The following is a 25,180-nucleotide window of genomic DNA, read 5'->3' on the forward strand; positions in this document are numbered from 1 at the left end:
TACCGTTGGTGCGGGCGTTGTTGCTAAAGTTATCGCTTAATCGCTGATACACTAACAGCATAAAAAGGCACTTCGGTGCCTTTTTTTATACCTGCTTATCTAAATGTGAATTGAAATAAAAACCATTCCTATTTACAATGGCGCATTGGTTAAAAAATCGCAGGGAGTGATTTTAAACGCCGCAGGGGTGGCAGGGCAGGACGCCGGTCATAAAAAATGAGTTGCTCTGGTATGTATGTTTGCTTGTGTAATGCCATCTCTGATAAAGCGATCCGTAATGCGGTTCGTCAGCATCAACCTCAGTCTATGCAGCAGTTGCGTAAGTTGGTTCCTATTGGAACGGATTGTGGCAAATGTATCCGCCAGGCGAGAGTTATCTTTGAGGATGAACAGGCTAAAGTCCCTGATATGTATGAAGTAGCATAAAATGTAAGGTCTTTTTTTGACTCTATCTGCTTACTGGTTCTACACTTTTAAGAACTGGAGCGGAGGAGTGTGTCATGAAAGGCGATAAAAAAGTCATTACGTATTTGAATAAGTTATTGGGCAATGAGCTGGTAGCAATCAACCAATATTTCCTGCATGCCCGAATGTTTAAAAACTGGGGGCTGACCCGTCTCAACGATCACGAGTATCATGAGTCTATTGACGAAATGAAACACGCCGATCGCTATATTGAACGAATTCTTTTTCTCGAAGGTGTTCCCAATCTGCAAGATTTGGGGAAACTGAATATCGGAGAAGATGTCGAGGAAATTTTTCGTTCCGATCTTCAACTTGAATTAGATGGCGCCAAGGATTTACGTGAGGCCATCGCTTACTCGGATTCTGTGCATGATTATGTCAGCAGAGATCTGATGATAGAAATCCTGGCTGACGAAGAAGGTCATATCGACTGGTTGGAGACTGAGTTAGATCTGATATCCCGCCTTGGCATACAAAACTATCTGCAGAGTCAGCTTAAAGAACAATAAATTGCGCTTTAAATCATGACCTATCTATTACGGCCGGGCGTATTGTTGCCCGGTCGCCACATTAAATCATTTCACCCTTCTTGTTGCTTCCTGAATCAATTTGCGTATAATGCGCGAGCTTACTAAAACTAAGGTAAGCCTGATTCGATTTGAGTCAGAGGGCTAAGTTATTAATTAGCCAAACAATACTCCCGATATGGGGGTTATGTACCGACGATTACACTCCCCCATCAATCGAAATGGGTGTGAGGAGTAGTTATTTACGTTTATAAAATAATTGGAGCTCTGGTCTCATGCAGAACCAAAGAATCCGTATCCGCCTGAAAGCGTTTGATCATCGTCTGATTGATCAATCAACCGCGGAAATCGTCGAGACTGCCAAGCGCACTGGTGCGCAAGTCCGTGGTCCGATCCCGCTGCCGACCCGCAAAGAGCGCTTTACCGTTCTGATTTCTCCGCACGTCAATAAAGATGCGCGCGATCAGTATGAAATTCGCACTCACAAGCGTCTGGTTGACATCGTTGAGCCAACTGAGAAAACCGTTGATGCTCTGATGCGTCTGGATCTGGCTGCCGGTGTAGACGTGCAGATCAGCCTGGGTTAATCAGGTCATTGAGCGATTGAGAGGTTGAAACAATGATTGGTTTAGTCGGTAAAAAAGTGGGCATGACCCGTATCTTCACTGAAGATGGCGTATCTATCCCCGTAACCGTTATCGAAATTGAAGCAAACCGCGTCACTCAGGTTAAAGACCTGGCTAACGACGGTTACCGCGCTGTGCAGGTAACTACCGGTGCTAAAAAAGCAAGCCGTGTTACCAAACCAGAAGCGGGTCACTTTGCTAAAGCTGGTGTTGAAGCCGGCCGTACCCTGCGTGAATTCCGTCTGTCTGAAGGCGAAGAATTTTCTGTAGGCCAGAGCATTAGTGTTGAAATTTTCGCAGACGTTAAAAAAGTAGACGTTACTGGTACATCTAAAGGTAAAGGGTTTGCCGGCACAGTTAAGCGCTGGAACTTCCGTACCCAGGATGCTACCCACGGTAACTCCTTGTCTCACCGCGTTCCGGGTTCTATCGGTCAGAACCAGACTCCGGGCAAAGTGTTCAAAGGCAAGAAAATGGCAGGCCAACTGGGCAACGAGCGTGTAACCGTTCAGAGCCTGGATGTAGTGCGTGTTGACGCTGAGCGCAACCTGCTGCTGGTTAAGGGTGCTGTTCCGGGTGCAACCGGTAGCGACCTGATCGTTAAACCAGCTGTGAAGGCGTGAGGAGATAGCAATGGAATTAGTATTGAAAGACGCGCAAAGCGCGCTGACTGTTTCCGAAACTACCTTCGGTCGTGATTTCAACGAAGCGCTGGTACACCAGGTTGTTGTTGCTTACGCAGCAGGTGCCCGTCAAGGTACTCGCGCTCAGAAGACCCGTGCTGAAGTAACTGGTTCCGGTAAAAAACCGTGGCGTCAGAAAGGTACTGGCCGTGCGCGTTCTGGTTCTATCAAGAGCCCGATCTGGCGTTCCGGTGGGGTAACCTTTGCTGCCAAGCCTCAGGATCACAGTCAGAAAGTTAACAAAAAGATGTACCGCGGCGCGCTGAAAAGCATCCTGTCCGAACTGGTACGTCAAGATCGTCTGATCGTTGTCGAGAAGTTCTCTGTAGAAGCGCCGAAAACCAAGCTGCTGGCACAGAAACTGAAAGACATGGCGCTGGAAGACGTGCTGATTATCACCGGTGAACTGGATGAGAATCTGTTCCTGGCGGCGCGCAACCTGTACAAGGTTGACGTGCGTGATGCAGCAGGTATCGACCCAGTTAGCCTGATCGCCTTCGACAAAGTCGTCATGACTGCTGATGCTGTTAAGCAAGTTGAGGAGATGCTGGCATGATCCGTGAAGAACGTCTGCTGAAAGTATTGCGCGCGCCGCACGTTTCTGAAAAAGCGTCTACTGCGATGGAAAAGAACAACACCATCGTGCTCAAAGTTGCTAAAGACGCGACTAAAGCAGAAATCAAAGCTGCAGTGCAGAAACTGTTTGAAGTCGAAGTCAATGATGTTCGCACCCTGGTAGTTAAAGGAAAAGTGAAACGTCATGGACAGCGTATCGGTCGTCGTAGCGACTGGAAAAAAGCTTACGTCACCCTGAAAGAAGGCCAGAATCTGGACTTCATCGGCGGCGCAGAGTAAGTCGGAGGAGTAAAGAACAATGGCAATTGTTAAATGTAAACCGACATCTCCGGGTCGTCGCCACGTTGTTAAAGTGGTTAACCCTGAGCTGCACAAGGGCAAACCTTATGCCCCGTTGCTGGAAAAGAGCAGCAAATCCGGTGGCCGTAACAACAATGGCCGCATCACCACCCGTCATATCGGTGGTGGTCATAAACAGCAATATCGTCTGGTTGACTTCAAACGCAATAAAGATGGTATTCCTGCTGTTGTTGAGCGTCTGGAGTACGATCCGAACCGTTCCGCGAACATCGCGCTGGTTCTGTACAAAGACGGCGAACGCCGTTACATCCTGGCGCCGAAAGGCCTGAAAGCAGGTGACCAGATTCAATCTGGCGTTGATGCTGCAATCAAAACCGGTAACACCTTGCCGATGCGTAACATCCCTGTCGGTTCAACGGTTCACAACGTAGAAATGAAACCAGGTAAAGGCGGCCAGCTGGCTCGCTCAGCCGGTGCCTACGTTCAGATCGTTGCGCGCGATGGCGCTTACGTTACCCTGCGTCTGCGCTCTGGCGAAATGCGTAAAGTCGAATCTGACTGCCGCGCTACGCTGGGCGAAGTCGGCAACGCTGAGCATATGCTGCGCGTTCTGGGTAAAGCAGGTGCTGCACGCTGGCGTGGTGTTCGTCCTACCGTTCGCGGTACGGCGATGAACCCGGTAGACCACCCGCACGGTGGTGGTGAAGGTCGTAACTTTGGTAAGCACCCGGTTTCTCCGTGGGGCGTTCAGACCAAAGGTAAGAAGACCCGCAGCAACAAGCGTACTGATAAATTTATCGTACGTCGCCGTACTAAATAATCTTAGAGGATAAACCATGCCACGTTCTCTCAAGAAAGGTCCATTTATTGACCTGCACTTGCTGAAGAAGGTAGAGAAAGCGGTGGAAAGCGGTGACAAGAAGCCTTTGCGCACTTGGTCCCGTCGTTCAACGATCTTTCCAAACATGATCGGTTTGACCATCGCTGTCCATAATGGTCGTCAGCACGTTCCGGTGTTTGTTTCCGATGAAATGGTCGGTCACAAACTGGGTGAATTCGCGCCGACTCGTACTTATCGCGGCCACGCGGCCGATAAAAAGGCCAAGAAGCGCTAAGGTAGGAGGAAGAGATGGAAACTATCGCTAAACATCGCCACGCTCGTTCTTCTGCCCAGAAGGTTCGCCTGGTGGCTGACCTGATTCGCGGTAAGAAAGTGTCGCAAGCTCTGGATATTCTGACCTACACCAACAAGAAAGCTGCTGGTCTGGTTAAAAAAGTGCTGGAGTCTGCCATTGCTAACGCAGAACACAACGATGGCGCTGACATTGATGATCTGAAAGTTGCGAAAATCTTCGTTGACGAAGGCCCAAGCATGAAGCGCATTATGCCGCGTGCTAAAGGTCGTGCGGATCGCATCCTGAAGCGTACCAGCCACATTACTGTGGTTGTGTCCGATCGCTGAGACTCTGGAGACTAGCAATGGGTCAGAAAGTACATCCTAATGGTATTCGACTGGGTATTGTCAAACCTTGGAACTCTACCTGGTACGCAAATACCAAAGAATTCGCTGACAACCTGGACAGCGACTTTAAAGTTCGTAAATACCTGACGAAGGAACTGGAGAAGGCTTCCGTTTCTCGTATCGTTATCGAACGTCCGGCTAAAAGCATCCGTGTGACTATTCACACCGCTCGCCCGGGTATCGTTATCGGTAAAAAAGGTGAAGATGTTGAAAAACTGCGCAAAGTCGTAGCGGATATCGCTGGCGTACCTGCACAGATCAATATCGCCGAAGTTCGTAAACCCGAACTGGACGCAAAACTGGTTGCTGACAGCATCACTTCACAGCTGGAGCGTCGTGTGATGTTCCGTCGTGCGATGAAGCGTGCCGTACAGAACGCCATGCGTCTGGGCGCTAAAGGGATCAAGGTTGAAGTAAGCGGCCGTCTGGGCGGCGCTGAAATCGCGCGTACCGAATGGTACCGTGAAGGTCGCGTTCCGTTGCACACGCTGCGTGCGGATATCGACTACAACACCTCCGAAGCGCACACCACTTATGGTGTTATCGGTGTGAAAGTGTGGATCTTCAAAGGTGAGATCCTGGGTGGTATGGCTGCCGTTGAACAACCGGAAAAACCGGCTGCTCAACCTAAAAAGCAGCAGCGTAAAGGCCGCAAGTAAGGAGAGTCGCTGATGTTACAACCAAAGCGTACAAAATTCCGTAAGATGCACAAAGGCCGCAACCGTGGTCTGGCTGCCGGTACGGATGTTAGCTTCGGCACTTTCGGTCTGAAAGCTGTTGGCCGCGGTCGCCTGACTGCTCGTCAAATCGAAGCTGCACGTCGTGCCATGACCCGTGCCGTTAAGCGTCAAGGTAAGATCTGGATCCGTGTATTCCCGGACAAACCGATTACCGAAAAGCCGCTTGAAGTCCGTATGGGTAAAGGTAAAGGTAACGTAGAGTATTGGGTTGCCTTGATTCAGCCAGGTAAAGTCCTGTACGAAATGGACGGTGTGCCGGAAGAGTTAGCCCGTGAGGCATTCCAACTGGCAGCAGCGAAACTGCCGATCAAAACCACCTTTGTAACTAAGACGGTGATGTAATGAAAGCACAAGAGCTGCGTGAAAAGAGCGTTGAAGAGCTGAACACTGAGCTGCTCGAACTGCTGCGCGAACAATTCAATCTGCGCATGCAGGCGGCAAGTGGCCAGCTGCAACAAACTCACCTGTTGAAACAAGTGCGTCGTAATGTTGCACGTGTTAAGACTTTACTGACTGAGAAGGCGGGTGCGTAATGACCGATAAAATCCGTACTCTGCAAGGCCGTGTCGTGAGCGACAAAATGGAGAAATCCATGGTTGTTGCCATCGAACGTTTCGTGAAACACCCGCTTTACGGTAAGTTCATTAAACGTACGACCAAGCTGCACGTACATGACGAAAACAACGAATGCGGTATCGGTGACGTGGTTGAAATCCGCGAATGCCGTCCGCTGTCCAAAACTAAGTCTTGGACGCTTGTTCGCGTTGTAGAGAAAGCGATTCTGTAATACAGTAGCGCTCTTCTCAATATGATAAACGGCTCAGTGAATGAGCCGTTTATTTTTTCTACCCATAACAAGGAAGCGGTGTTATAATGCTGCGCCCTTAATTATGGGGTATTTTAATGGCCTATCATGGGTCCTAAAGTAGTAGTTGACATTAGCGGAGCACTAACATGATCCAAGAACAGACTATGCTGAATGTGGCCGACAACTCCGGTGCACGTCGCGTAATGTGTATCAAGGTTCTAGGTGGCTCGCACCGTCGCTACGCAGGCGTCGGCGATATCATCAAAATTACCATCAAGGAAGCAATTCCTCGCGGTAAGGTGAAGAAAGGCGATGTGCTGAAGGCGGTTGTGGTGCGCACCAAGAAGGGTGTTCGTCGCCCGGACGGTTCTGTCATTCGCTTCGATGGAAATGCTTGCGTTATTCTAAACAATAACAGCGAACAGCCTATCGGTACGCGTATTTTTGGGCCGGTAACTCGTGAACTGCGCAATGAGAAGTTCATGAAAATTATCTCTCTGGCACCAGAAGTACTCTAAGGAGCGAATCATGGCAGCGAAAATCCGTCGTGATGACGAAGTTATCGTGCTAACCGGCAAAGATAAAGGTAAGCGCGGTAAAGTAAAAAATGTCCTGTCTGCTAGTAAGGTCATTGTTGAAGGTATCAACCTGGTCAAGAAACATCAGAAGCCGGTTCCGGCCCTGAATCAACCAGGCGGCATCGTTGAAAAAGAAGCTGCAATTCAGGTTTCCAACCTTGCAATCTTCAATGCGGCAACTGGTAAGGCTGACCGTGTAGGCTTTAGATTCGAGGACGGCAAAAAAGTCCGTTTCTTTAAATCTAATAGCGAAACTATCAAGTAATTTGGAGTAGTACGATGGCGAAACTGCATGATTACTACAAAGACGAAGTAGTTAAAAAACTCATGACTGAGTTTAGCTACAATTCTGTCATGCAAGTCCCTCGGGTCGAGAAGATCACCCTGAACATGGGTGTTGGTGAAGCGATCGCTGACAAGAAACTGCTGGATAACGCAGCAGCTGACTTGGCAGCAATCTCCGGTCAAAAACCGTTTATCACCAAAGCACGCAAATCTGTTGCAGGCTTCAAAATCCGCCAGGGCTATCCGATCGGCTGTAAAGTAACTCTGCGTGGCGAACGCATGTGGGAGTTCCTTGAGCGACTGATTACCATTGCTGTACCGCGTATCCGTGACTTCCGTGGCCTGTCCGCCAAGTCATTCGATGGCCGTGGTAACTACAGCATGGGTGTGCGTGAGCAGATCATCTTCCCGGAAATCGACTATGACAAAGTCGATCGCGTTCGTGGTTTGGATATTACCATTACCACTACTGCGAAATCCGATGATGAAGGCCGCGCGCTGTTGGCCGCCTTTAACTTCCCGTTCCGCAAGTAAGGTAGGGTTACTAATGGCTAAGCAATCCATGAAAGCACGCGAAGTTGTTCGCGTGAAACTGGCTGATAAATACCGCGCTAAACGCGAGGAATTGAAAGCTATTATCTCTGGTGTGAACTCGTCCGACGAAGAACGTTGGGATGCAGTTCTTAAGCTGCAGACTCTGCCGCGTGATTCCAGCCCGTCTCGTCAGCGTAACCGCTGCCGCCAAACTGGTCGTCCGCACGCTTTCCTGCGGAAGTTCGGGTTGAGCCGTATCAAGGTCCGTGAAGCCGCTATGCGCGGTGAAATTCCGGGTCTGAAAAAGGCTAGCTGGTAATTGTCACCAATTGAATCACGGGAGTAAAGACAGATGAGCATGCAAGATCCGATCGCGGATATGCTGACCCGTATCCGTAACGGTCAAGCCGCGAACAAAGTTGCGGTCACCATGCCTTCCTCCAAGCTGAAAGTGGCAATTGCCAACGTGCTGAAGGAAGAAGGCTATATTGAAGATTTTAAAATCGAAGGCGACGCCAAGCCGGTTCTGGAATTAGAACTTAAATATTTCCAGGGCAAGGCAGTGGTAGAAAGCATTCAGCGAGTAAGCCGTCCAGGTCTGCGCATCTATAAAAGAAAAGATGAGCTGCCAAAAGTTATGGCCGGTTTAGGTATCGCGGTTGTTTCTACCTCTAAAGGTGTTATGACTGATCGTGCAGCTCGCCAGGCAGGTCTTGGTGGCGAGATTATCTGCTACGTAGCTTAATCGGGAGGAAAGAATGTCTCGTGTTGCAAAAGCACCCGTCGTCATTCCTGCCGGCGTAGAGGTAAAACTCAACGGTCAGGAAATTTCGGTTAAGGGTAAAAACGGCGAGCTGAGTCGTAAGATCCATGATGCTGTTGAAATTAAGCAGGATGACAACGTTCTGACTTTCGCTCCGCGCGAAGGTTTCGTTGACGGTTGGGCCCAGGCGGGCACGACTCGCGCTCTGCTGAACTCAATGGTTATCGGTGTTACCGAAGGCTTCACTAAGAAGCTGCAACTGGTTGGTGTTGGTTACCGTGCCGCTGTTAAAGGCAACGTAGTGAACCTGTCTCTTGGGTTCTCTCACCCGGTTGATCACGCACTGCCGGCAGGTATTACTGCAGAGTGTCCTAGCCAAACTGAAATCGTGCTGAAAGGCGCTGATAAGCAGGTTATTGGTCAGGTCGCTGCGGAATTACGCGCCTACCGTCGTCCTGAGCCTTATAAAGGCAAGGGTGTCCGTTACGCCGACGAAGTCGTGCGTACCAAAGAGGCTAAGAAGAAGTAAGGTAACACTATGGATAAGAAAGCAGCTCGTATCCGTCGTGCGACCCGCGCACGCCGCAAGCTCCAGGAACTGGGTGCGACGCGTCTGGTGGTACATCGTACCCCGCGCCATATTTATGCGCAGGTCATCGCACCGAACGGTTCTGAAGTCCTGGTAGCCGCTTCTACTGTAGAAAAAGCTATCGCTGAACAACTGAAGTATACCGGTAACAAAGATGCAGCTATCGCAGTAGGTAAAGCTATTGCTGAACGCGCGTTGGAAAAAGGCATCAAAGACGTTGCTTTTGACCGTTCCGGTTTCCAATATCATGGTCGAGTCCAGGCACTGGCAGATGCTGCCCGTGAAGCTGGCCTTCAGTTCTAAGGTAGAGGTGTAAGATGGCTCACATCGAGAAACAAGCTGGCGAACTGCAGGAAAAGCTGATCGCGGTAAATCGCGTATCTAAAACCGTTAAAGGTGGTCGTATTTTTAGCTTCACCGCACTGACTGTAGTGGGTGATGGTAATGGCCGCGTCGGTTTTGGTTACGGAAAAGCACGCGAAGTTCCGGCAGCGATCCAGAAAGCGATGGAAAAAGCCCGTCGCAATATGATGAATGTCGCGCTGAACAACGGCACCCTGCAGCACCCGGTTAAAGGTGCTCACACGGGTTCTCGTGTGTTCATGCAGCCGGCTTCCGAAGGTACCGGTATTATCGCCGGTGGTGCAATGCGCGCCGTCCTGGAAGTCGCAGGGGTACACAACGTATTGGCTAAGGCCTATGGTTCCACCAACCCGATTAACGTGGTTCGTGCAACGATTGATGGTCTGGCCAATATGAAGTCCCCGGAAATGGTCGCTGCCAAGCGTGGTAAATCCGTTGAAGAAATTCTGGGGTAATTAACCATGGCAAAGACTATTAAAATAACTCAAACCCGCAGTGCAATCGGTCGTCTGCCGAAACATAAGGCAACGCTGCTTGGCCTGGGTCTGCGTCGTATTGGTCATACTGTTGAACGTGAGGATACTCCTGCGGTTCGTGGTATGGTCAACGCGGTTTCCTATATGGTTAAAGTGGAGGAGTAACAGATGCGTTTGAATACTCTGTCTCCGGCCGAAGGCGCCAAACATGCTCCTAAGCGTGTAGGTCGTGGTATCGGTTCCGGCCTGGGTAAAACCGGCGGACGCGGCGTCAAGGGTCAGAACTCTCGTTCTGGCGGTGGCGTGCGTCGCGGTTTCGAAGGCGGTCAGATGCCTTTATACCGTCGCCTGCCGAAATTCGGTTTTACTTCTCGTAAAGCGATGGTCACGGCAGAGATTCGTCTGTCTGACCTGGCTAAAGTAGAAGGCGACGTTGTTGACCTGAATACGCTGAAAGCCGCTAATGTTATTGGCGTTCAGATCGAATTTGCGAAAGTGATTCTGTCAGGTGAAGTTGCTCGTCCGGTAACGATTCGTGGTCTGCGTGTCACTAAAGGCGCTCGTGCTGCTATCGAAGCTGCTGGCGGTAAAATTGAGGAATAAGTAGCAGATGGCCAAACAACCAGGATTAGATTTTCAAAGTGCTAAAGGCGGAGTTGGCGAACTGAAGCGCAGACTATTGTTTGTTATCGGTGCGCTGATTGTTTTCCGTATTGGCTCTTTTATCCCAATTCCTGGTATTGATGCCACTGTGCTTGCCAAATTGCTTGAACAGCAGCGAGGCACCATCATTGAAATGTTTAACATGTTCTCTGGTGGTGCTCTCAGCCGTGCTTCTATCTTTGCTCTGGGTATTATGCCGTACATTTCGGCGTCAATTATTATCCAGCTGTTAACGGTGGTTCATCCCACGTTGGCGGAAATAAAGAAAGAAGGGGAGGCTGGCCGTCGCAAGTTTAGCCAGTACACCCGTTACGGTACTCTGGTATTGGCTATATTCCAGTCGATCGGTATTGCTACCGGTTTGCCGAATATGCCTGGGATGCAAGGCTTGGTGTTAAACCCAGGCTTTGCTTTCTACTTTACCGCTGTTGTCAGCCTGGTTACCGGGACGATGTTCCTGATGTGGCTGGGTGAACAGATTACTGAACGGGGTATCGGTAACGGTATTTCGATCATAATCTTTGCTGGTATTGTTGCGGGATTGCCGCCGGCCATTGGCCATACCATCGAGCAAGCGCGGCAAGGCGACCTGCACTTCCTCCTGTTGCTGTTGGTTGCAGTTTTAGTGTTTGCAGTAACCTTCTTCGTTGTTTTCATTGAGCGTGGTCAACGGCGTATTGTCGTCAACTATGCCAAGCGTCAACAAGGACGTCGTGTTTATGCAGCACAGAGTACGCATTTACCGTTGAAAGTGAACATGGCGGGGGTTATCCCGGCTATTTTTGCTTCCAGCATTATTCTGTTCCCGGCTACGATTGCATCCTGGTTCGGGGGCGGTACCGGTTGGAACTGGCTGACTACAATTTCGATGTATTTGCAGCCTGGACAACCGCTTTATGTGTTACTCTATGCGACTGCAATCATCTTCTTCTGTTTCTTCTACACTGCGTTGGTTTTCAACCCTCGTGAAACAGCAGATAACCTGAAGAAGTCCGGTGCATTCGTGCCAGGAATTCGTCCGGGAGAGCAAACGGCGAAATATATCGATAAAGTAATGACTCGTCTGACTTTGATTGGTGCGATGTATATTACTTTTATCTGCCTGATCCCGGAGTTCATGCGTGACGCAATGAAAGTGCCCTTCTATTTTGGCGGTACGTCATTATTGATCGTTGTTGTGGTCATCATGGACTTTATGGCTCAAGTGCAAACTCTGATGATGTCGAGTCAGTACGAGTCTGCATTGAAGAAAGCAAACCTGAAAGGCTATAACCGTTAATCAGGCGAGCTTGAGAAGTTACGGAGAGTAAAAATGAAAGTTCGTGCTTCCGTCAAGAAATTATGTCGTAACTGTAAGATTGTTAAGCGTAACGGTGTCGTTCGTGTGATCTGCAGTGCCGAGCCGAAGCATAAACAGCGTCAAGGCTGATTATCTCGCATATTTTTCTTGCAAAGTTGGGTTGAGCTGGCTAGATTAGCCAGCCAATCTTTTGTCTGTAACTGCAATGCTATTTGAGTATCCTGAAAACGGGCTTTTCAGAATGGTATTGCTGTATAAAATTGTAGGAGTGCATAGTGGCCCGTATAGCAGGCATTAACATTCCTGATCATAAACATACCGTTATCGCATTAACGGCGATCTACGGTATCGGTAAGACTCGTTCGCAGGCAATTTGCGCTGCTTCGGATATTGCCGAAAATGTTAAGATCAGTGAGCTGTCTGAAGAGCAAATCGATAAGCTGCGTGACGAAGTTGCCAAGTTTGTTGTCGAAGGCGATCTGCGTCGTGAAGTTACCCTGAGCATCAAGCGTCTTATGGACCTTGGTACTTATCGTGGTTTGCGTCATCGTCGTGGTCTGCCGGTTCGCGGTCAGCGTACCAAGACTAACGCCCGTACCCGTAAGGGTCCGCGCAAACCGATCAAGAAATAATCGGGGTGATTGAATAATGGCAAAGGCACCTATTCGTGCACGTAAGCGTGTAAGAAAGCAAGTCTCTGACGGTGTGGCTCATATCCATGCTTCTTTCAACAACACCATCGTAACTATTACCGATCGTCAGGGTAATGCGCTGGGTTGGGCAACTGCCGGTGGTTCCGGTTTCCGTGGTTCTCGTAAATCCACTCCGTTCGCCGCTCAGGTTGCAGCAGAGCGCTGTGCTGAAGCAGTGAAAGAGTACGGTATCAAGAACTTGGAAGTTATGGTTAAAGGACCTGGTCCGGGCCGTGAGTCTACTATCCGCGCATTGAACGCGGCTGGTTTCCGCATCACTAATATTACTGATGTGACTCCGATCCCTCATAACGGTTGTCGTCCGCCGAAAAAGCGCCGCGTATAACGCCGCTTTTAGGATTGTTGGAGAAAGAAAATGGCAAGATATTTGGGTCCTAAGCTCAAGCTGAGCCGTCGTGAAGGCACCGACCTGTTTCTGAAGTCTGGTGTTCGTGCGATCGATTCCAAGTGTAAAATTGAACAAGCTCCTGGCCAGCATGGTGCGCGTAAACCGCGTCTGTCTGACTATGGTGTGCAGTTGCGTGAAAAGCAAAAAGTTCGCCGTATGTACGGTGTGCTGGAACGCCAGTTCCGTAACTATTACAAAGAAGCAGCACGTCTGAAAGGCAACACTGGTGCGAACCTGTTGCAATTACTGGAAGGTCGTCTGGATAACGTTGTTTATCGTATGGGTTTTGGCGCTACTCGTGCAGAAGCACGTCAGCTGGTTAGCCATAAAGCCATCATGGTAAATGGTCGCGTTGTCAGCATCGCTTCTTATCAGGTATCCCCGAATGACGTAGTCAGCATCCGTGAGAAAGCGAAAAAGCAATCTCGCGTTAAGGCCGCTCTGGAGCTGGCTGAACAGCGTGAAAAGCCAACTTGGCTGGAAGTTGATGCTGCCAAGATGGAAGGTGTGTTCAAACGTATTCCTGAACGTACCGATCTGTCTGCGGACATTAATGAACACCTGATCGTCGAGCTTTACTCCAAGTAAAGCTTAGTACCAAAGAGAGGACACAATGCAGGGTTCTGTGACAGAGTTTCTAAAACCGCGCCTGGTTGATATCGAGCAAGTGAGTTCGACGCACGCCAAGGTGACCCTTGAGCCGTTAGAGCGGGGCTTCGGCCATACTCTTGGCAACGCACTGCGCCGTATTCTGCTTTCATCCATGCCAGGTTGCGCGGTGACCGAGGTTGAGATTGATGGTGTACTGCATGAGTACAGCACCAAAGAAGGCGTACAGGAAGACATCCTGGAAATCCTGCTCAACCTGAAAGGGCTGGCGGTGAGAGTTCAAGGAAAAGATGAAGTTATTCTTACCCTGAATAAATCTGGCATTGGCCCTGTGACTGCAGCCGACATCGTCCATGATGGTGATGTCGAAATCGTCAAGCCACAGCACTTGATCTGCCATCTGACTGATGAAAACGCGGCTATCAGCATGCGTATTAAGGTTCAGCGTGGTCGTGGTTATGTGCCGGCATCTGCCCGTATTCATACGGAAGAAGATGAGCGCCCGATTGGTCGCCTGTTAGTCGATGCTTGCTACAGCCCTGTAGAGCGTATTGCCTACAATGTTGAAGCGGCACGTGTCGAACAGCGTACTGACCTGGACAAGCTGGTCATCGAAATGGAAACCAATGGTACGATCGATCCTGAAGAGGCGATCCGCCGTGCGGCGACCATTCTGGCTGAACAACTTGAAGCTTTTGTTGACCTGCGTGATGTACGTCAACCAGAAGTTAAAGAAGAAAAACCAGAATTCGATCCGATCCTGCTGCGCCCTGTTGACGATCTGGAATTGACTGTCCGCTCTGCTAACTGCCTTAAGGCAGAAGCTATCCACTACATCGGTGATCTGGTACAGCGTACCGAGGTTGAGCTGTTGAAAACGCCTAACCTGGGTAAAAAATCTCTTACTGAGATTAAAGATGTGCTGGCTTCACGTGGTTTGTCTCTGGGCATGCGTCTGGAAAACTGGCCACCGGCAAGCATTGCTGATGAGTAACCAGATCACAGGTTAAGGTTTTACTGAGAAGGATAAGGTCATGCGCCATCGTAAGAGTGGTCGTCAACTGAACCGTAACAGCAGCCATCGTCAGGCTATGTTCCGTAACATGGCTAGTTCTTTGGTTCGTCATGAGATTATCAAGACGACCCTGCCGAAAGCGAAAGAGCTGCGTCGTGTTGTTGAACCGCTGATTACTCTTGCCAAGACCGACAGCGTTGCTAATCGTCGTCTGGCATTCGCCCGTACTCGTGATAACGAGATCGTGGCAAAACTGTTTAATGAACTGGGCCCGCGTTTCGCGAGCCGTGCCGGTGGTTACACTCGTATTCTGAAGTGTGGCTTCCGTGCAGGCGACAATGCGCCGATGGCATACATCGAGCTCGTTGATCGTGCAGCTTCCCAAACAGAAGAAGTCGCTACTGCAGAGTAATCTGTAAGAGCATAAAAAAACCGGGGAAACCCGGTTTTTTTATGTCTGAAATACGGTTAACCTTGATGAGAGTGACACTACTTCAGAGGTTATGATGTGGTTAATTGATGAAATGGTTGAACGTCATATTGCCTGCGCTCAGCAAGAGGGCGCGTTTGATAATCTTCCCGGTTCAGGGCGTCCATTAGCTTTGGATGATGATAGCGCTGTGCCTCCGGATCTCAGAGTTGCCTATCGTTTGCTTAAAAATGCAGGATGCCTACCGGTTGAACTGCAAGAGCGTAAGGAAGCATTAGAACTGGCGGATATTCTGCGTACTATTTGTCGGGAATCGCCTGATTATCAAGACGCGTCGCAGCGTCTGCGAGTGCTTGAATTGAGCTTGCGCCAAAAGGGGATGAATACTGATTTCTTACACGGCGAATATGCATCGTCACTGAAAAAAAGATTTTAAGTGCGGTAATAAATTATTCTGACCAGTCTGTTTTAACCTTATTTTCTGCACTATACTCTTTCACGCTTTATTTCTATTATCCATCCTATGAGGAGTGATTATGACTACCTATCGTCATAAACGAGGAAAGATCCAAGATAATGCTATCGAAGCATTGCTGCATGATCCACTGTTTCGCCAACGAGTAGAGGTTAATGTAAAAGGCAAAGGTAGCTATCGTAGAAAAGACAAACATGCAAAGAAGGGAAACTGGGAGGTCAGCGGTAAGAAATCAAATGATTATTTACCGCTGACCTTTTTGTTTTCTGATATGAAACGTTGTGACACAACGTATTTTATAGATCGTTTCTTTAAGATATTTACAGTTTAGACTGTTGTTGATCTTTTAGCAGATCGCGAATTTCAGCTAATAATGTCTCTTCCGCACTGGGTTTTAGTGGTTCAGCTGGCGCATCTTCTTGTTTACGGCGCATTTTATTCATTAGCTTAATTGCCATGAAAATGGCAAACGCAACAATAATGAAATCAAAGATATTCTGAATAAAAACACCGTAATGCATAATTACCGCAGGTATATCTCCCTGAGCATCACGTAAAACCAGGCTGAATTGTTTGAAATCAACGCCGCCGATCAGTAACCCTAAGGGGGGCATGATGATATCGGAGACCAGTGACGAAACAATTTTACCAAAAGCGGCACCAATGATTACCCCGACAGCCAGATCAACAACATTACCGCGCATAGCAAATTCGCGGAATTCTTTAATAATACTCATAACCACTCTCCTTGATAAAAGATCAATTAATTTTAACCAATAGTTTGATATTTTCCACATTGCCCAACCCGATTTAAACAGGCATATCCCGGCAATTATAAAAAGAACGGACTCGGTTGGAATAAACGTTCTACATCTGGTACGAATTTTTTGTCTGTTAAAAACATAATGACATGATCGCCTTGTTCAATATGCGTATTATCATTTGCGATAATGACATCATCGCCCCGAACAATCGCGCCAATGGTTGTACCGGGGGGAAGTTTTATATCTTCAATCGTCCGTCCGACGACTTTTGATGTACCTTCGTCTCCATGAGCGATGGCTTCAATCGCTTCTGCCACCCCTCGGCGAAGAGAGGACACGCTGACAATATCCGCTTTGCGGACATGGCTGAGTAAAGCCGAAATCGTTGCCTGCTGCGGCGATATGGCAACATCAATGACGCTTCCCTGTACTAAATCGACGTAAGCCCGCCGTTGGATAAGAACCATCACTTTTTTGGCCCCCATCCGTTTCGCCAGCATGGCAGACATAATATTGGCTTCATCATCGTTGGTTATAGCGATAAAGACGTCAATTTGTTCAATATGCTCTTCAGCAAGGAGCTCTTGATCTGAAGCATCACCGTGAAAAACAATGGTGTCTTGCAATAGTTCGGCCAGTTCAGCGGCACGCTCCGCATTTCGCTCTATCAGTTTGATGTTATAACTTTTTTCTAAGCGCTGCGCCAAACCTGCACCAACGTTCCCCCCTCCAACGATCATAATTCGTTTATAGGGTTTCTCCAGGCGCTGTAATTCACTCATCACGGCCCGAATGTGTTGAGACGCGGCGACAAAGAAGACTTCATCACCCGCTTCAATAACGGTAGAACCTTGCGGACGGATAGGACGGTCATGACGAAAAATTGCCGCCACTCGTGTTTCGATATGTGGCATATGTTCACGAATAGATGACAGCGCGTTGCCGACCAAGGGACCGCCATAATAGGCATTTACCGCAGCAATACTGACCTTCCCTTGTGCAAAATTGACGACCTGAAGCGCGCCGGGGTATTCGATCAGCTTGTAAATGTTATCAATGACTAGCTGTTCCGGAGAGATTAAATGGTCAATGGGAACGGCTTCGGGCAGAAATAGATGCTCGGACTCGCGAATATATTCAGCAGATCTAATCCGCGCAATACGGTTTGGCGTATTAAAAAGCGAATAGGCAATCTGACATGCAACCATGTTGGTTTCATCGGAATTGGTTACGGCGACCAACATGTCCGCATCTTCTGCGCCAGCCTCTCGCAACACGCGTGGGTGAGAGGCGTAGCCTGTGACCACCCGCAGATCAAATTTATCCTGAAGCTGGCGTAAACGAACGGTATCGGTATCGACAACGGTAATATCGTTATTTTCACCTGCCAGATTTTCTGCCAGCGTACCGCCTACCTGACCAGCGCCAAGAATAATAATTTTCATAGTTCATTCTGCCGTATATTCATTGCCGTAGGGGTTTAGACAATACTGGGGCCAATGTCAGTTTTTTACCAGCTTCGCATAAAAGAAACCATCGCCGTCATCGGTGCCAGGCAGTTTCTGTATGCCAGGACTCGTTAAATTTCCCGTGTCTATTAACTGTGCGTTGGTATGGCGACTGAGGAAAGCGGTTATTTGCCGTTGGTTTTCTTCCGGCATAACAGAGCAGGTCGCATAGACCAGCGTTCCGCCTGTTTTCAGGTGAGGCCAGACAGCATCAAGGATCTCTTTTTGCAGCATGGCGAGCTCGGCAATGTCATTATCGCGTCGCAGCCATTTTATATCCGGGTGGCGACGAATGACACCAGTCGCTGAACAAGGCGCATCAAGGAGAATGCGATCAAAGACTTTGTCACCGCACCAGGCTGCCGGGGAACGTCCATCGCCTTGCTTTACCTCGGCATGCAATTGCAAACGCTGTAAATTTTCCCTCACCCTATTTAGCCTTGCATCATCAATATCAATGGCTAAAACATGAGATTTGGGCGCAGCTTCGAGAATATGTGTTGTTTTACCGCCCGGTGCAGCACAGAGATCGAGAATCTGTTCACCGTTCTGCGGCGCCAGCCAATAGACGCATCCCTGGGCTGAGGCATCCTGTACCGTAACCCACCCTTGCGAAAATCCAGGGAGAAGATTAACCATACACGGCGTAGATAACCTAATGGCATCGGCATAGTCAGGATGAGGGAAAGCTTCAATACCTTCCTGAGCTAATAAAGCAATATACGCATCACGGGTATGATGCAGACGATTGACGCGCAGCCACATTGGCGGACGCTGATTATTCGCGTCGACAATCTCTTCCCATTGCTCTGGATAGGCATCTTTAAGTCTTTTCAGTAACCAACCGGGGTGCAGGTAATGAGCTGCGTTATTGGCAACTCGCTGGATTAACTCATCCTGCTGTCGTTGGAACTGTCGTAATACACCATTGATCAGTCCCTTAAGCTGCGGACGTTTCATGGCAACGGCACCTTCGACGGTTTCAGCCAGCACGGCATGTGCCGGGATGCGCGTATATAACAGCTGATAAATACCAACCATAATGAGGTAATGCAGTGGTCGCTGTTTACCTGTCAGAGGTTTGGACATCAGTTGTTGAATACACCATTCTAATTGCGGCAGAACGCGTAATACGCCAAAGCACAACTCCTGCAGTAATGCGCGATCTTTATCCGTTATCTCTCGCTGGTAAACCGGCAACAAAGTACTGAGCGATTGCCCGTGATCCAGGACTTGTCCCACCACTTTAGCGGCAATACTGCGAAGATTATATGAGCTTTTCATTCATTAGCGACTACGTGAGAGATTGGGTATACCGGCTATAGCTCTGCCGGTATGGGAATCGATTAGGCCAGAATATTACCGGGTGTAAACCACTCACGGCGTGAGTTAAGTAAATCCTGCGCTTTCATCACTTTTTTGCCAGCAGGTTGTAACTCAATAATATTTAAAATATTTTCCCGAGCGGCAACCTGGATGCCATTCTTGTCTGCTTGCAGGATAGTGCCTGGCTGCGAATGGTGATTGGAAGAAATAACCTCAGCTTTCCACACTTTGATAGGTTGTTCGTCTATCAGGAGGTAGCTTACTGGCCAGGGATTAAAAGCACGAATGCAACGTTCAAGCTGTGCCGCAGAAAGCTGCCAGTCAAGGCGGGCTTCTTCCTTACTGAGTTTCTCAGCATAAGTGGCAAAAGTGTCATCTTGAGCTTCTGCCACCGTGCGGGCGCCGGCAAGTTGTTTCAACGTCTCCAGAAGCCCGCGTGGACCCAGCTCCGCAAGTTTGCTGTATAGCGTTGCGCTGGTATCATCTTGAAGGATCGGACACTCGATTTTATGCAGCATTGCGCCGGTATCCAGACCTGCGTCCATCTGCATAATGGTCACGCCGGTACTCCGATCGCCGGCCCAAAGTGCGCGCTGAATGGGGGCCGCGCCCCGCCAACGGGGCAGAAGCGAGCCGTGTACATTGATACAGCCAAGTCTCGGCATATCTAATACGGATTGTGGCAAAATCAGTCCATAGGCGACAACAACCATGACATCTGCATGCAGCGCTTCGACCAACCCCTGGCTTTCTGAAGGACGCAGGGATTTAGGCTGATATACCGGCAAATTACGTTGCTCCGCCAGTACTTTCACCGGGCTTGGTGTCAGCTTGTTACCTCTTCCAGCAGGGCGGTCAGGTTGAGTGAAGACACCAACAACCTGATGTTCCGACGATAACAAAGCCTCAAGATGGCGCGCGGCAAAATCAGGTGTTCCTGCAAAAATGATGCGTAAAGAGTCAGTCACGATGTTTCCTGTCAGGAAAATTATTAAGCGCGGCTATTCTGCTTGGCCAGTTTTTCCAGCTTTTGACGAATTCTCTGGCGTTTCAACGGGGAAAGATAATCAATAAACAATTTCCCGACCAGATGGTCCATTTCATGCTGGATACAAATAGCAAGAAGGCCATCGGCTTCCAGCTCAAACGCGTTTCCTTCCCGATCCAACGCGCGCACTTTCACGCGCTCAGCGCGCGGAACCAGCGCTCTTGTTTCTGGAATCGACAAACAACCTTCTTCTATACCGGTATCGCCACTCTTTTCAAGAAGTTCAGGGTTGATCAGAACCAATCGCTGCTCCCGTTCTTCTGAAACATCAATAACAATAATACGTTGGTGAATGTCCACTTGTGTGGCGGCCAGGCCAATGCCTTCTTCTTCATACATGGTATCGAACATATCATCGACGATACGCTGAATGTCTGCATTGACTTCTTTTACGGGCTTGGCTGTTATGCGAAGCCGCTCGTCCGGAAAGTGTAATACTTGCAAAACTGACATATATATTTAGATCTGTATCCGAGTGGTGAGAGAGTTCTGCCCTCTATTCTAGACATTTCCCGCCCTGATTGACAGCATCTGCACTTAATTGCACGGTTCACCTGAACCTGGCGAAACAAGGGATGCTCCATGCTATCAACGGAAATCTGGCTGCGTTTAATGGAAGTGAGGCAGTTGAACGCTAAACGTGCCAGCCTCATTGCCAGAAAACTGATTGACAGAGGGCGTGCGGATGATAATGCCTTGCGCTCTCTGGGCATGACGGAAATTCAGGTTGAACAATTTCGACTTGTTGATCGTCACGTACTGGAGACAACGCTTGCGTGGGCGACTCAAACTGGCCATCACATTGTCACCTGCGCTGATAAACGATATCCGTTTTTGTTGGGTAATATCCGCTCGCACCCTTTTTTGCTGTTTGTTGATGGCGATCTGGATTTACTGGCATCGCCACAAATTGCGATAGTCGGCAGCAGAGAAAACACGCGGTATGGTGAACAATGGGGACAGTTTTTTGCTCAGGAGTTGGCTGCCAACGAGCTCACTATTACCAGTGGTTTGGCTATCGGAATTGATGGTATTGCGCATCGTGCGGCGCTTGATGCGGGAGGGAAAACGATTGCCGTATTGGGGTGTGGATTGGCAAATATTTATCCTTATCGCCACAAGACGCTTGCGGCACGTATTCTTGAAAATGGCGGTGCGCTGGTATCCGAATTTCCGCTTTCCGCCCCTCCCAGACCAACAAACTTCCCCAGAAGAAACCGCATCATAAGCGGGTTGAGTCTGGGAACGTTGGTTGTTGAAGCATCGATCCGCAGCGGCTCTCTGGTTACCGCACGTTATGCATTGGAACAAGGTCGCGAAGTCTTTGCTTTGCCGGGGGCAATTGGCAATCCGATGACAGAGGGGACGCATTGGTTGATTCAACAAGGGGCGTATCTGGTCAGCCATCCCAAAGATATTATCGAACAGCTAAAAAGTGAGCTTCACTGGATCTCCACTGGAAACGATCAAATTATTTCTGCTGTTGAAGAAGATGTTGAATTGCCATTTGCTGATGTGTTGGCTAACGTAGGAGATGAGGTTACACCTGTTGACGTTGTCGCTGAACGTGCCGGCCAACCTGTGCCAGAAGTAGTGGACCAACTATTGGAACTGGAGTTAGCAGGATGGATCGCATCAGTACCCGGCGGCTATGTCCGATTAAGGAGGGCAGGCCATGTTCGACGTACTCATGTACTTGTTTGAGACTTACATCCACGATGAAACCGAAATGCGTGTTGATCAGGATACGTTGACTGATGACCTCACCCGCGCTGGATTTGACCGTAATGATATCTACAGCGCGCTGAGTTGGCTGGAAAAACTGGCTGACATACAGGAAGGGCAGAATACGCCGCTTAATCTGGCGCATGATCCGCTGGCTATGCGGATTTATACGCAGGATGAAGAGGTGCGTCTTGATGCAGACTGTCGTGGTTTTTTATTATTCCTTGAACAGATCCAGGTGCTGAATTTCGAAACGCGTGAAATGGTGATTGAGCGAGTGATGGCGCTGGAAACTCAGGAGTTTGATCTTGAGGATCTCAAATGGGTCATTCTTATGGTGCTTTTCAATGTTCCCGGGTGTGAGAACGCCTATCAACAAATGGAAGAGTTATTATTTGAGGTGAATGACGGTTATGTGCAATAGCCTGGAGAGTAAGAAAACGGATGGCTAAAACCGGGCTGTTTACTGACAAAAAACAGGATATCTGCCCTAAATGCGGGTCTGTGTTGGTTATCCGTTCCGGCCGGCATGGACCTTTTCTCGGGTGCTCCGGTTATCCAGAGTGTGAATTTATTCGTCCGTTGAAAACTCAGGCAGATGGTCACATTGTCAAAATACTGGACGGACAGATCTGCCCGCAATGTCAGTCCACATTAGTGTTGCGGCAAGGGCGGTATGGCATGTTCATCGGGTGTGGTAATTATCCTGAATGCAATCATATCGAAGTCATAGATCGTCCCGATGAAACGGCGATCGGTTGCCCGCAATGTAACGAAGGCACTTTGCTGCAGCGTAAGTCCCGCTATGGGAAAATGTTTCATTCTTGCGATCGCTATCCTGATTGCCAATTTACGCTAAACCATAAACCTGTTGCAGGCGAGTGTGCTTATTGCCATTACCCGCTGCTGATTGAAAAGAAAACGTCTCAGGGCGTCAGGCTTTTTTGTGCCAGTAAATTATGTGGAAAGCCGGTAAAGGCTGAAATTGATAATGATGAATGATGTCTCTGATGATGTTCTGGTTCCTTTATTGACGGAATTGCAGAATGGAAATGTAATCGCATACCCTACTGAAGCCGTATTTGGCTTAGGATGCGATCCTGATAGTGAAATTGCGGTCAAGCGCTTACTGGTACTAAAACAACGACCCTGGCAGAAGGGTTTGATTCTTATCGCTGCCGATTACTCTCAATTGTCACCTTACATAGATGACAGTGTGTTGTCTGAAAAACAAAAACGCGACATGTTCTTGAGTTGGCCAGGACCTGTCACCTGGGTGATTCCAGCAAAACCGACTACGCCGAAATGGCTTACCGGGCAATTCACGTCCCTTGCAGTTCGTGTCAGCGCCCATCCGGTGGTAAAGCAATTGTGCCTGAGTTATGGCAAACCTTTAGTTTCAACCAGTGCTAATTTAAGTGGATTGCCGCCTTGTCGTACTGAGGAAGACGTTTACCAGCAGTTCGGTGAAGGATTTCCTGTGGTTCATGGGAACGTCGGTGGTAGAGCAAATCCTTCAGAGATAAGAGATGTTTTAACCGGTGAGCTGCTGCGTCAGGGTTAATCTAACGATTGGAGAGTAGGGTGTCTGAGATAAAGTCTTTTGCTGTTTTTGGTAATCCAATCGCACACAGTAAATCGCCACGTATACATGAGTTATTTGCTGCCCAAACGGGCATTGATCTTTCTTATCAACGTATACTGGCTCCGTTGGACACCTTTGAAAGTGTTCTTCGTCACTATTTTCTCGACGGAGCATTCGGTGCGAACATTACAGCACCATTTAAAGAACGGGCTTTTGCAGAAGCCGATGAACTTAGTGAATGCGCCTCACTTGCTGGAGCGGTCAATACGTTAAAGAAGCTGAAAGACGGGCGCTTGTTTGGCGATAATACCGATGGTATTGGTTTGTTAAGTGATTTGCAGCGGCTGAATTTCATCAATCCTCAAGATCGTATCTTACTAATTGGCGCTGGTGGCGCAGCCCGCGGTGTTATCCAACCATTGTTGTCTTATGGTTGTTCGGTTGTGTTGACTAACCGCACTTCTTCAAAGGCGGATGCACTGGCACAACTCTTCAGTTCAATTGGTGAGATTGAGGCCGCAACGTTTGATACGCTACAAGGGCGATCGTTTAATCTGGTGATCAATGCAACATCATCCGGCATATATGATAGCGTCCCGGATTTACCCTCAAGCCTGATTTCACCTGAAACACGCTGTTATGACATGTTTTACTTACCTGAACTTACGCCATTTTTAGCATGGTGTGTAAAACTTGGGGCCGGCAACTATGCAGATGGCTTGGGAATGTTGGTTGGACAAGCCGCGCATGCTTTCAAACTTTGGCATGGTGTGATGCCAGATGTGACGCCTGTCATCCAGTTACTTAAGCAGGAACTGGTACGATGAATCAGGCGATTCAATTTCCGGATCGTGAGCGCTGGGATGAGGTGTTGCAGGCAATCTGTTTTCCGGTTTTGGTGAATGGATTTCAGCAGGAATGCTTAATCGGCATAGAACAGCTTCAGTTGCATTATGGCAACGTCAGCCCTGAACAGTTCCTGACACTGTTCAGGGAAAACCGCTGGGATTTTGAAGAGATGTTTGAAAAATTAGTGCGTGATAATGAATATGACGATCAGGGTTATTTTTCCTTATCCTGAGCAAGGTATTCATTTTTCCAGCGGACATAGTTATTTGAGGAGTAGATAAGTCCTTCAATTTCTTCCTGAGTCAGTGGCCTGATTTTTTTTGCAGGACTACCAAGGTATAAATAACCACTTTCCAAACGTTTGCCTGGTGAGACAAGGCTACCGGCACCGATCATGACATCGTCTTCAATAATGGCGCCATCGAGGATTATTGATCCCATCCCGATTAATACACGGTTGCCGATTTTGCAACCGTGCAGCATTGCTTTATGTCCAACCGTGACATCTTCCCCGATGATAAGTGGATTACCTTCTGGATTCTTCTCTGAGCTGTGAGTGATGTGTAAGACCGATCCGTCCTGAATGTTGCTTCTTGCGCCAATGCTTATCTGATTAACATCGCCACGAACGACTACAAGTGGCCATACACTTACGTCGTCGCCCAATGTCACTTTACCAATAACGACGCTTGAACGATCAATCATTACATTTTCGCCAACAACAGGAAGTGCGTCTTTATAACGGCGAAGTAATTCAGATCCCATCAACAACCCCTTAGTTACTGCATCATATCTGTACCCTGAAAATAGCCTTGATCGAATAAGATCTCAACGAAAGGGTCGAAAAACACGCGAACAGAAAAAAAGATCGAGAAAGTAGTTGTGTAACAAAATGGGATCCCTATAATGCGCCTCCATCGACACGGCGCTGTGAGCTTAATCACAGT

44 protein-coding genes are annotated in these 25,180 nt (G+C 48.6%); 38 read left to right on the forward strand and 6 right to left on the reverse strand.

Features of this window, described 5'->3' with window-relative positions; translation table 11 throughout:
- Positions 1-231 precede the first annotated feature (231 nt).
- From bfd to B4923_RS20080, 32 genes are all read left to right on the forward strand, one after another.
- Positions 232-426: a bacterioferritin-associated ferredoxin gene (gene bfd, locus B4923_RS19925; RefSeq protein ID WP_109491449.1), complete on the forward strand. Its 195-nt coding sequence runs from the start codon at positions 232-234 to the stop codon at positions 424-426.
- 74 nt (positions 427-500) lie between these two features.
- Entirely contained in the window at positions 501-974 is a 474-nt protein-coding gene (gene bfr / locus B4923_RS19930) for a bacterioferritin (protein ID WP_109491450.1), read from the forward strand.
- Between the two features lie 293 nt (positions 975-1,267).
- A complete protein-coding gene (gene rpsJ / locus B4923_RS19935) occupies positions 1,268-1,579 on the forward strand; it encodes a 30S ribosomal protein S10 (RefSeq protein ID WP_001181005.1) in 312 nt (103 codons plus the stop codon).
- Positions 1,580-1,611: 32 nt separating this feature from the next.
- Positions 1,612-2,241, forward strand: coding sequence for a 50S ribosomal protein L3 (gene rplC / locus B4923_RS19940; RefSeq protein ID WP_109491451.1), 630 nt, complete (start codon positions 1,612-1,614; stop codon positions 2,239-2,241).
- A gap of 10 nt (positions 2,242-2,251) precedes the next feature.
- Entirely contained in the window at positions 2,252-2,857 is a 606-nt protein-coding gene (gene rplD / locus B4923_RS19945; protein ID WP_109491452.1) for a 50S ribosomal protein L4, read from the forward strand.
- Complete coding sequence (gene rplW, locus B4923_RS19950) at positions 2,854-3,156, forward strand: 50S ribosomal protein L23 (protein WP_009111205.1); 303 nt, start codon at positions 2,854-2,856, stop codon at positions 3,154-3,156. Before rplD ends, rplW begins: the two co-directional genes overlap by 4 nt.
- A gap of 19 nt (positions 3,157-3,175) precedes the next feature.
- The gene (gene rplB / locus B4923_RS19955) at positions 3,176-3,997 is read left to right on the forward strand and encodes a 50S ribosomal protein L2 (protein WP_109491453.1); all 822 of its coding nucleotides are present in this window, start codon (positions 3,176-3,178) and stop codon (positions 3,995-3,997) included.
- A gap of 16 nt (positions 3,998-4,013) precedes the next feature.
- Positions 4,014-4,292 carry a 30S ribosomal protein S19 gene (gene rpsS, locus B4923_RS19960; RefSeq protein WP_004929772.1) on the forward strand — a complete coding sequence of 93 codons (279 nt, stop codon included), beginning with the start codon at positions 4,014-4,016 and terminating at the stop codon, positions 4,290-4,292.
- 14 nt (positions 4,293-4,306) lie between these two features.
- Entirely contained in the window at positions 4,307-4,639 is a 333-nt protein-coding gene (rplV, locus tag B4923_RS19965) for a 50S ribosomal protein L22 (protein WP_012764045.1), read from the forward strand.
- Positions 4,640-4,656: 17 nt separating this feature from the next.
- A complete protein-coding gene (gene rpsC, locus B4923_RS19970) occupies positions 4,657-5,358 on the forward strand; it encodes a 30S ribosomal protein S3 (RefSeq protein ID WP_005970274.1) in 702 nt (233 codons plus the stop codon).
- 12 nt (positions 5,359-5,370) lie between these two features.
- Positions 5,371-5,781 carry a 50S ribosomal protein L16 gene (gene rplP / locus B4923_RS19975; protein WP_009111208.1) on the forward strand — a complete coding sequence of 137 codons (411 nt, stop codon included), beginning with the start codon at positions 5,371-5,373 and terminating at the stop codon, positions 5,779-5,781.
- Positions 5,781-5,972: a 50S ribosomal protein L29 gene (gene rpmC / locus B4923_RS19980; protein ID WP_048637248.1), complete on the forward strand. Its 192-nt coding sequence runs from the start codon at positions 5,781-5,783 to the stop codon at positions 5,970-5,972. The genes rplP and rpmC overlap by 1 nt, the downstream gene beginning before the upstream one ends.
- Positions 5,972-6,226 carry a 30S ribosomal protein S17 gene (rpsQ, locus tag B4923_RS19985; RefSeq protein WP_011095505.1) on the forward strand — a complete coding sequence of 85 codons (255 nt, stop codon included), beginning with the start codon at positions 5,972-5,974 and terminating at the stop codon, positions 6,224-6,226. Before rpmC ends, rpsQ begins: the two co-directional genes overlap by 1 nt.
- Before the next feature lie 167 nt (positions 6,227-6,393).
- Entirely contained in the window at positions 6,394-6,765 is a 372-nt protein-coding gene (gene rplN / locus B4923_RS19990; protein ID WP_000613954.1) for a 50S ribosomal protein L14, read from the forward strand.
- Positions 6,766-6,775: 10 nt separating this feature from the next.
- Positions 6,776-7,090, forward strand: coding sequence for a 50S ribosomal protein L24 (gene rplX, locus B4923_RS19995; RefSeq protein WP_005970267.1), 315 nt, complete (start codon positions 6,776-6,778; stop codon positions 7,088-7,090).
- Positions 7,091-7,104: 14 nt separating this feature from the next.
- On the forward strand, positions 7,105-7,644 hold the full coding sequence (rplE, locus tag B4923_RS20000) for a 50S ribosomal protein L5 (protein WP_109491454.1): 540 nt from the start codon (positions 7,105-7,107) through the stop codon (positions 7,642-7,644).
- A gap of 13 nt (positions 7,645-7,657) precedes the next feature.
- Positions 7,658-7,963: a 30S ribosomal protein S14 gene (gene rpsN / locus B4923_RS20005; protein WP_109491455.1), complete on the forward strand. Its 306-nt coding sequence runs from the start codon at positions 7,658-7,660 to the stop codon at positions 7,961-7,963.
- 33 nt (positions 7,964-7,996) lie between these two features.
- Positions 7,997-8,389 (forward strand): 30S ribosomal protein S8, encoded by a 393-nt coding sequence (gene rpsH / locus B4923_RS20010; protein WP_109491456.1) that lies wholly within the window; start codon positions 7,997-7,999, stop codon positions 8,387-8,389.
- A gap of 13 nt (positions 8,390-8,402) precedes the next feature.
- Positions 8,403-8,936 carry a 50S ribosomal protein L6 gene (gene rplF / locus B4923_RS20015; RefSeq protein WP_109491457.1) on the forward strand — a complete coding sequence of 178 codons (534 nt, stop codon included), beginning with the start codon at positions 8,403-8,405 and terminating at the stop codon, positions 8,934-8,936.
- Positions 8,937-8,945: 9 nt separating this feature from the next.
- Entirely contained in the window at positions 8,946-9,299 is a 354-nt protein-coding gene (gene rplR, locus B4923_RS20020; protein WP_109491458.1) for a 50S ribosomal protein L18, read from the forward strand.
- Between the two features lie 14 nt (positions 9,300-9,313).
- Entirely contained in the window at positions 9,314-9,814 is a 501-nt protein-coding gene (gene rpsE / locus B4923_RS20025; RefSeq protein WP_005970257.1) for a 30S ribosomal protein S5, read from the forward strand.
- A gap of 6 nt (positions 9,815-9,820) precedes the next feature.
- On the forward strand, positions 9,821-10,000 hold the full coding sequence (gene rpmD, locus B4923_RS20030; protein ID WP_004846568.1) for a 50S ribosomal protein L30: 180 nt from the start codon (positions 9,821-9,823) through the stop codon (positions 9,998-10,000).
- 3 nt (positions 10,001-10,003) lie between these two features.
- Positions 10,004-10,438 carry a 50S ribosomal protein L15 gene (rplO, locus tag B4923_RS20035; protein ID WP_109491459.1) on the forward strand — a complete coding sequence of 145 codons (435 nt, stop codon included), beginning with the start codon at positions 10,004-10,006 and terminating at the stop codon, positions 10,436-10,438.
- A 7-nt stretch (positions 10,439-10,445) separates the two neighbouring features.
- On the forward strand, positions 10,446-11,777 hold the full coding sequence (gene secY / locus B4923_RS20040; RefSeq protein WP_109491460.1) for a preprotein translocase subunit SecY: 1,332 nt from the start codon (positions 10,446-10,448) through the stop codon (positions 11,775-11,777).
- Between the two features lie 33 nt (positions 11,778-11,810).
- Complete coding sequence (gene rpmJ / locus B4923_RS20045) at positions 11,811-11,927, forward strand: 50S ribosomal protein L36 (protein ID WP_002227352.1); 117 nt, start codon at positions 11,811-11,813, stop codon at positions 11,925-11,927.
- 146 nt (positions 11,928-12,073) lie between these two features.
- Positions 12,074-12,430 (forward strand): 30S ribosomal protein S13, encoded by a 357-nt coding sequence (rpsM, locus tag B4923_RS20050; RefSeq protein WP_109491461.1) that lies wholly within the window; start codon positions 12,074-12,076, stop codon positions 12,428-12,430.
- Positions 12,431-12,446: 16 nt separating this feature from the next.
- Positions 12,447-12,836: a 30S ribosomal protein S11 gene (gene rpsK / locus B4923_RS20055; protein ID WP_002919257.1), complete on the forward strand. Its 390-nt coding sequence runs from the start codon at positions 12,447-12,449 to the stop codon at positions 12,834-12,836.
- Between the two features lie 30 nt (positions 12,837-12,866).
- Positions 12,867-13,487: a 30S ribosomal protein S4 gene (rpsD, locus tag B4923_RS20060; RefSeq protein ID WP_109491462.1), complete on the forward strand. Its 621-nt coding sequence runs from the start codon at positions 12,867-12,869 to the stop codon at positions 13,485-13,487.
- 25 nt (positions 13,488-13,512) lie between these two features.
- Complete coding sequence (locus tag B4923_RS20065) at positions 13,513-14,502, forward strand: DNA-directed RNA polymerase subunit alpha (protein WP_048637257.1); 990 nt, start codon at positions 13,513-13,515, stop codon at positions 14,500-14,502.
- A 40-nt stretch (positions 14,503-14,542) separates the two neighbouring features.
- The gene (gene rplQ / locus B4923_RS20070; RefSeq protein WP_109491463.1) at positions 14,543-14,935 is read left to right on the forward strand and encodes a 50S ribosomal protein L17; all 393 of its coding nucleotides are present in this window, start codon (positions 14,543-14,545) and stop codon (positions 14,933-14,935) included.
- Between the two features lie 94 nt (positions 14,936-15,029).
- Positions 15,030-15,389, forward strand: a complete 360-nt coding sequence (locus B4923_RS20075; protein ID WP_109491464.1) for a DnaJ family domain-containing protein — start codon at positions 15,030-15,032, stop codon at positions 15,387-15,389.
- Positions 15,390-15,489: 100 nt separating this feature from the next.
- Positions 15,490-15,759 carry an alternative ribosome-rescue factor A gene (locus B4923_RS20080; protein ID WP_109491465.1) on the forward strand — a complete coding sequence of 90 codons (270 nt, stop codon included), beginning with the start codon at positions 15,490-15,492 and terminating at the stop codon, positions 15,757-15,759.
- On the opposite strand, the gene mscL is transcribed toward B4923_RS20080, so the two are convergent.
- From mscL to def, 5 genes are all read right to left on the reverse strand, one after another.
- Complete coding sequence (gene mscL, locus B4923_RS20085; protein WP_109491466.1) at positions 15,749-16,165, reverse strand: large-conductance mechanosensitive channel protein MscL; 417 nt, start codon at positions 16,163-16,165, stop codon at positions 15,749-15,751. The two genes, B4923_RS20080 and mscL, sit on opposite strands and share 11 nt — an antisense overlap.
- A 95-nt stretch (positions 16,166-16,260) precedes the next feature.
- Positions 16,261-17,637: a Trk system potassium transporter TrkA gene (trkA, locus tag B4923_RS20090; protein ID WP_109491467.1), complete on the reverse strand. Its 1,377-nt coding sequence runs from the start codon at positions 17,635-17,637 to the stop codon at positions 16,261-16,263.
- Between the two features lie 57 nt (positions 17,638-17,694).
- Positions 17,695-18,984, reverse strand: a complete 1,290-nt coding sequence (rsmB, locus tag B4923_RS20095; RefSeq protein WP_109491468.1) for a 16S rRNA (cytosine(967)-C(5))-methyltransferase RsmB — start codon at positions 18,982-18,984, stop codon at positions 17,695-17,697.
- Between the two features lie 62 nt (positions 18,985-19,046).
- Positions 19,047-19,994 carry a methionyl-tRNA formyltransferase gene (gene fmt / locus B4923_RS20100; protein WP_109491469.1) on the reverse strand — a complete coding sequence of 316 codons (948 nt, stop codon included), beginning with the start codon at positions 19,992-19,994 and terminating at the stop codon, positions 19,047-19,049.
- A gap of 23 nt (positions 19,995-20,017) precedes the next feature.
- Positions 20,018-20,527: a peptide deformylase gene (gene def / locus B4923_RS20105; protein WP_109491470.1), complete on the reverse strand. Its 510-nt coding sequence runs from the start codon at positions 20,525-20,527 to the stop codon at positions 20,018-20,020.
- A gap of 129 nt (positions 20,528-20,656) precedes the next feature.
- Here def and dprA point away from each other — a divergent pair, with 129 nt between their 5' ends.
- The 6 genes from dprA to B4923_RS20135 are packed head-to-tail and all read left to right on the forward strand — an operon-like array spanning position 20,657 to position 24,465.
- Entirely contained in the window at positions 20,657-21,778 is a 1,122-nt protein-coding gene (dprA, locus tag B4923_RS20110; RefSeq protein WP_109491471.1) for a DNA-protecting protein DprA, read from the forward strand.
- Positions 21,750-22,223, forward strand: a complete 474-nt coding sequence (smg, locus tag B4923_RS20115) for a DUF494 family protein Smg (RefSeq protein WP_109491472.1) — start codon at positions 21,750-21,752, stop codon at positions 22,221-22,223. The genes dprA and smg overlap by 29 nt, the downstream gene beginning before the upstream one ends.
- A 20-nt stretch (positions 22,224-22,243) precedes the next feature.
- A complete protein-coding gene (locus B4923_RS20120) occupies positions 22,244-22,801 on the forward strand; it encodes a DNA topoisomerase family protein (RefSeq protein WP_109491473.1) in 558 nt (185 codons plus the stop codon).
- A complete protein-coding gene (gene tsaC / locus B4923_RS20125) occupies positions 22,794-23,363 on the forward strand; it encodes an L-threonylcarbamoyladenylate synthase type 1 TsaC (RefSeq protein ID WP_109491477.1) in 570 nt (189 codons plus the stop codon). Before B4923_RS20120 ends, tsaC begins: the two co-directional genes overlap by 8 nt.
- A 20-nt stretch (positions 23,364-23,383) precedes the next feature.
- On the forward strand, positions 23,384-24,211 hold the full coding sequence (gene aroE / locus B4923_RS20130) for a shikimate dehydrogenase (RefSeq protein WP_109491474.1): 828 nt from the start codon (positions 23,384-23,386) through the stop codon (positions 24,209-24,211).
- Positions 24,208-24,465 carry a DUF1488 family protein gene (locus B4923_RS20135; protein WP_109491475.1) on the forward strand — a complete coding sequence of 86 codons (258 nt, stop codon included), beginning with the start codon at positions 24,208-24,210 and terminating at the stop codon, positions 24,463-24,465. Before aroE ends, B4923_RS20135 begins: the two co-directional genes overlap by 4 nt.
- Here B4923_RS20135 and B4923_RS20140 read toward each other — a convergent pair.
- Positions 24,447-24,998, reverse strand: a complete 552-nt coding sequence (locus tag B4923_RS20140) for a gamma carbonic anhydrase family protein (RefSeq protein ID WP_109491476.1) — start codon at positions 24,996-24,998, stop codon at positions 24,447-24,449. The two genes, B4923_RS20135 and B4923_RS20140, sit on opposite strands and share 19 nt — an antisense overlap.
- Positions 24,999-25,180 lie beyond the last annotated feature (182 nt).

This window comes from Brenneria roseae subsp. americana (assembly GCF_003115815.1).
Taxonomy (GTDB): Bacteria; Pseudomonadota; Gammaproteobacteria; order Enterobacterales; family Enterobacteriaceae; genus Brenneria; species Brenneria roseae.